This window comes from Streptomyces ipomoeae 91-03 (genome assembly GCF_000317595.1).
Taxonomy (GTDB): domain Bacteria; phylum Actinomycetota; class Actinomycetes; order Streptomycetales; family Streptomycetaceae; genus Streptomyces; species Streptomyces ipomoeae.
This window is the reverse complement of the sequence record NZ_AEJC01000335.1, coordinates 1-4,767: the sequence shown is the minus strand read 5'-3', so window position 1 is coordinate 4,767 and position 4,767 is coordinate 1. Positions and strand designations below refer to the sequence as shown.

At 72.2% G+C, this 4,767-nt stretch carries 5 protein-coding genes; 3 read left to right on the top strand and 2 right to left on the bottom strand.

Annotated elements, in window-relative coordinates:
- The first annotated feature begins 369 nt into the window (after positions 1–369).
- Entirely contained in the window at positions 370–939 is a 570-nt protein-coding gene (locus tag STRIP9103_RS21950) for a hypothetical protein (protein WP_009317943.1), read from the top strand.
- Positions 940–944: 5 nt separating this feature from the next.
- Positions 945–1,391 (top strand): AQJ64_40280 family protein, encoded by a 447-nt coding sequence (locus STRIP9103_RS21945; RefSeq protein WP_309474652.1) that lies wholly within the window; start codon positions 945–947, stop codon positions 1,389–1,391.
- A 27-nt stretch (positions 1,392–1,418) separates the two neighbouring features.
- Here STRIP9103_RS21945 and STRIP9103_RS21940 read toward each other — a convergent pair whose 3' ends face one another.
- On the bottom strand, positions 1,419–1,865 hold the full coding sequence (locus STRIP9103_RS21940; RefSeq protein WP_048820736.1) for a GNAT family N-acetyltransferase: 447 nt from the start codon (positions 1,863–1,865) through the stop codon (positions 1,419–1,421).
- Positions 1,866–1,910: 45 nt separating this feature from the next.
- On the bottom strand, positions 1,911–3,026 hold the full coding sequence (locus tag STRIP9103_RS21935) for an ADP-ribosylglycohydrolase family protein (protein ID WP_009317934.1): 1,116 nt from the start codon (positions 3,024–3,026) through the stop codon (positions 1,911–1,913).
- 287 nt (positions 3,027–3,313) lie between these two features.
- Here STRIP9103_RS21935 and STRIP9103_RS21930 point away from each other — a divergent pair, with 287 nt between their 5' ends.
- Positions 3,314–4,729 (top strand): FG-GAP-like repeat-containing protein, encoded by a 1,416-nt coding sequence (locus STRIP9103_RS21930; RefSeq protein WP_048820735.1) that lies wholly within the window; start codon positions 3,314–3,316, stop codon positions 4,727–4,729.
- Positions 4,730–4,767 lie beyond the last annotated feature (38 nt).

Sequence of the window (4,767 nt, the reverse complement as noted above, 5' to 3'; positions counted from 1 at the left end):
CGGGCGAGCGCAGCCGAGGGGCCGGCGGCCGGGCGGACGTTGGCGGTGGGGCGGTGGCCGGGCGAGCGCTGCCGATGGGGCCGACGGCCGGGCGGACATTGCCGGTGGTGGCGGTGGCCGCGTCGGCGTTTGCCGGTGGTGGCGGTGGCCGCGTCGGCGTTTGCCGGTGGGGCGACAGCCAGGCGGACGCTACCGGTGGGGCCGGCGGGCCGACGGACGCTACCAGTGGGACGCCGGCCCGGTGAGCGCTGCCGAGGTTGGGGCGGCGGCCGGGCAAGCGCGCTGCCGGTGGGACGGCGGCCAAGCGGGCGCTGTTGCGGGGCCGGTGGTGGGCGGGGGTTGTCAGTGGGCGGTTTTAGGGTGGCGCGTATGCGATCACTGATCACCGTCATTCGTGAGCAGGGCGAGGCCGCCGAATTCCTGGCCTGGCCGGGTGACTTCGAGCTGGAGCGGGGTGACGACCACGTCGAGGAGGTGCGCCTTGCTTCGGGCGCGGCGTTGGAGAGCTTCGCGGGTGACGGTGCCGGGGGCACGTTCTTCTTCTGCGGTGACGGCGGTGAGGAGCGCCCCGTCCTCTACGCCGACTCCGAGGGTGGCGCGGCCCTCGTCGCGATGGGCCTGCCCGAGCTGATACGGCTGCTGCTGGTCGCCCCGTGGCGGCGCGGCTGCCGGGCGTTCACGGCGGAGGAGAGCCGGGAGTTGGCGGCCGAATACCTGGCGGACATGCCGGACCTGCCGGCCCGCCGTGACCGGGCCGCGGCGGCGCTGGGCCTCGAACTCCCCGGCGAGGCCGAGGCCTTGGCCCGTCTGTGGGAGGTGGCGGTGGGCCCGGGCAAGGACTTCGTCCTTGTGTCCGGGGCGGAGGACGAGCCGTACGCATCACTGATCGGCCCCGGGTCCGGGCCCGGTCAAGTCGTGGCGCACGCCGGGCCCGAGTGACGAGAATGGCCGTATCTGACGGCGGTCCTGAGCCGGGGGTGGACATGGACGCGGTGGTGGAGTGGGTGGACGTACGCGACAGGCTGCCGAAAAGCGGTACGCCCGTGGCGGCGGCCGTGGTGGGCCGTTACCCGCCCGACAGCGAGGCGGAGCCCGATGAGGTGAACGGGCAGGACTTCTGGCTGGTGTTGCCCATGTACTTCACCACCCTCCACTTCGGCGAGGACGGCACCGAGCACCACGACTGCTTCGTCGACTCCGACCGCGTCGTCCGCCTCCCCTACGGCCGCCCCTGCGACGAACCCGTCACCCACTGGGCGGCCCTGCCTGCCCTGCCGGGCGCGACCGTGCACCAGGTACTGGGCGAGGGCGCGCGGACCGCTCTCGAGAAGGTCTGGGACGGGGAAACGACAGACGGGGGAACGACAGGCGAGGGAACGACAGAACGGTGACGGTTGCCGTCACCTCATGCGAAAACCTCACTCGGCTCCCGGCTCACGCACCATGAACACATCCACCGCATCCTCCGTCTCCAGCGTGAACCCATGCCGCTCGTACAGTCGGCGGGCCGGACTGCCCTGGAGGACGTTCAGGCGGATCACCAGGTCCTCGCGGTCGCACCGGGACAGCAGGTCGCGGAGTACGGCCGTACCGATGCCGGTGCCCTGGAGGTGGCGGGAGAGGTAGAAGTGCTCCAGCCAGTGGGAGTCGGGGGCTGGGCGCAGGGCGATGGAGCCGGCGAAGGTGCCGCTCACCTCGATCACCCAGGTGTGCTCGGGGTCGAAGGCGTCGCGGAGGCGTTGGCGGACGCGGTGGGGGTCGTAGCGGCCGAGGCGTTCCAGGTCGGGCCGCATGACCACGGCTCGTAGCTCGGCGATGGCCTCGACGTCCGTCGCCGTCGCCTGTCGTATCTCCCAGTCCGCCATGATCGACACGCTACCGCGCCGCAGGGCTCACAACGGCCCGGGAGCTCATCCCCGCGGATACCGCGCCAACCACCCCGGCGACGCACCACCCGGCCCGTGCAAGGCCGGTCCCTGGGTCATCTCCAGCGCGAAGTCGTCCGCGAGGACCAGTAGCGTCGGGCGGCCCTCCAACTCCGCCAGCCACGCCGGGGGCAACGCCGTTTCGCCGTGGAGGGCGCCCAGGAGGCCGCCGGTGAGGGTGCCGGTGGCGGTGGAGGGGCCGCTGTGGTTGACGGACAGACAGAGGCCGTGGCGGACGTCCTCGCCGACGAGGGTGCAGTAGACGGCGACGGCGAGGAGGCGTTCGGCGGTGGCGTTGCCCGCCAGGGCCTCGACCAGGGCCGCGGAGGGCGGGCCCTGGCGGACGGCGGTCACCGCCTGCTGGAGGGCGTCGGAAACGGGCTGGTGGCCGGGGCGGGCGGCCAGCAGGACCAGGGTCTTCTGGACGGCGGCGTCCAGGCTCTCGCCCCGCGCGAGGGAGTGGACGATGACGGCGTACGAGCCGGCCGTGAGGTAGGCGGTCGGGTGGCCGTGGGTCTGGGCGGCGCACTCGACGGCGAGCTGGAAGACGAGTTGCGGCTCCCAGCCGACCAGCAGACCGAAGGGGGCCGAGCGGGCCGCCGCCTCCGCGCCGGGCTCGCCGGGGTTCTTGGGGGCGTCGAGGGTGCCCATCATCTCGTCGCCGAAGCCGAGGAGGCAGGCGTGGGACGGGTCACGGCGGGCGTAGAGCCATTCTTCGCGGGCCAACCAGCCGTCGTCCTTGCGGCGTTCGTCGGGGCCCCAGTCACGCTGGGTGGCCGCCCAGCGCAGATACGCGCGGTGCAGATCCGTCGGCGGATGCCAGGCGCCGGTGTCGCGCCGCACCTGGGCGCGGATGAGACCGTCGACGGTGAACAGGGTGAGCTGGGTCAGGTCGGTCACCGCGCCGCGTCTGCCGTAGGCGGGCGCCAGGTCGGTCAGTCCCTCGGGACCGTACGTCTCGCCGATCTCGGCCAGGGCCAGCCCGTCGACCGGCGCGCCGAGGGCATCGCCGACGGCGGCGCCCAGCAGCGTTCCGCGCACCCGGCTGCGGAAGTCCTGCTGCTCCGCCCGCCCCCAGACGGCACCGGCTGTCGCACCCACCCCGGCCTCCTCACGGCACCACCCCGTACGTCAGTACGTAAGTACATACGTACGCCCACCCCTCTCAACAGTCCAGCACTGTAATCGAATGGGAACGCTACGTTCGGGGCTCTCGCAAGCGTGATCACCCCAGGAAGCACAACCGTTTCGCACCCCCGTTCGTCCAAACGATCGAAGGTGAACAACCGACGTACTGACGACGTACGGCCGACGTACGTCCGGCGTCCCGCCGGGCATACCGCCGACGTACCCCGAGCCCAACCACTGGAGTTCCTGTGCCCCTTCGCATGAGCCGTCGTACGGTCGCGAGCAGTCGTACGGTCGCGAGCTGTGCCGCCGTCGCCGCCGCGCTGCTGGCCGTGCCGCTCGTGGCCGCCGCTCCGGCGACCGCCGCGCCGAAGGCGCCGATCGCCGACTTCAACGGCGACGGCTTCGCCGACCTCGTGATCAACGCGCCCAGCGCCACCGTCGCCGGCGTCGAGAGCGCGGGCTACGTCTCGATCGTGTACGGCTCCACGGCGGGCGCCGACACCGCGCACCCGCAGGTCGTCTCGCGCACCACGTCGTGGCTGCCGGAGAGCACGAAGTCGGGCAACTACTTCGGGTGGAGCACGACCGCGCGGGACCTCGACGGCGACGGCTACACCGACCTCGCGGTCGGCGGCTTCGGCGACAGCGACGTGGTCCTGTGGGGTTCGGCGAGCGGGCTCACCTCGGCCACCGCGCTCCCCGGCAAGGTGAACCGCGCGGTCGGCGCCGACTTCAACGGCGACGGCAAGGGCGACCTCGTCACCACCGGCGACGGCGGCGTCCAGATCAAGCTCGGCCCCTTCACCCGCGCGGGCGTCGCCGCCGGCACCACGACCCTCGCCATCGACGAGGAGGACGAGGTCTGGGGCATCACCGTCGGCGACACGAACGGCGACGGCAAGGACGACCTCATCACCACCGGCGGCTTCGAGGAGATGTCGTACCAGGCCCAGTGGCGCAAGGGCACCTCCACGGGCGTGAGCCAGACCGCCCGGTCCACCGGCTACTACACCCTCGGCGGTGTCATCGCCGACGTGAACAAGGACGGATACGGGGACTACGTCGCCCGCGACGTCGGCCATGTCTCGGAGGTGATGAACAGCGAGGCCGGCAACGTCCGCGTCGTCTACGGCTCCGCGAACGGTCCGTCCACCCGTACGACGAAGATCACCCAGGACACCAAGGGCGTCCCCGGGGTCTCCGAGGCCGAGAACCCCAGCAGCGACCTGAACGGTGACCAGTTCGGCTACTCGGTGGCCGCCGGTGACGTGACCGGTGACGGCTACCCCGACATCGCGGTCGGCGTCCCCGGCGAGGACATCGGCTCCATCAAGGACGCCGGCTCCGTCGTCCTCCTCAAGGGTGGCTCCTCCGGCCTCACCGGCACCGGCGCGCAGGCCTTCGACCAGTCGGACTCCGGCGTCCCCGGCGCCTCCGAGGCCGGCGACACCTTCGGCGCGTCCGTGTCCCTCCTCGACGTCAACGCCAACAACCGCGCCGACCTCGCCGTCGGGGCGCCGGGCGAGGACGGCACGTACGAGAACTCGGGCGCGGCCTGGCTCTTCCGCGGCTCGAAGAACGGCCTGGTCACGACGAACATCACATCCTTCGGCCCGGCCGTGCTCAAGGCACCGGAGAACGGGGCGCGCTTCGGAACGGGCTTCGCGAGTTAGCGGCGTGGCGAGGTGGTCGCGAGGCAGCCGCTACGGTC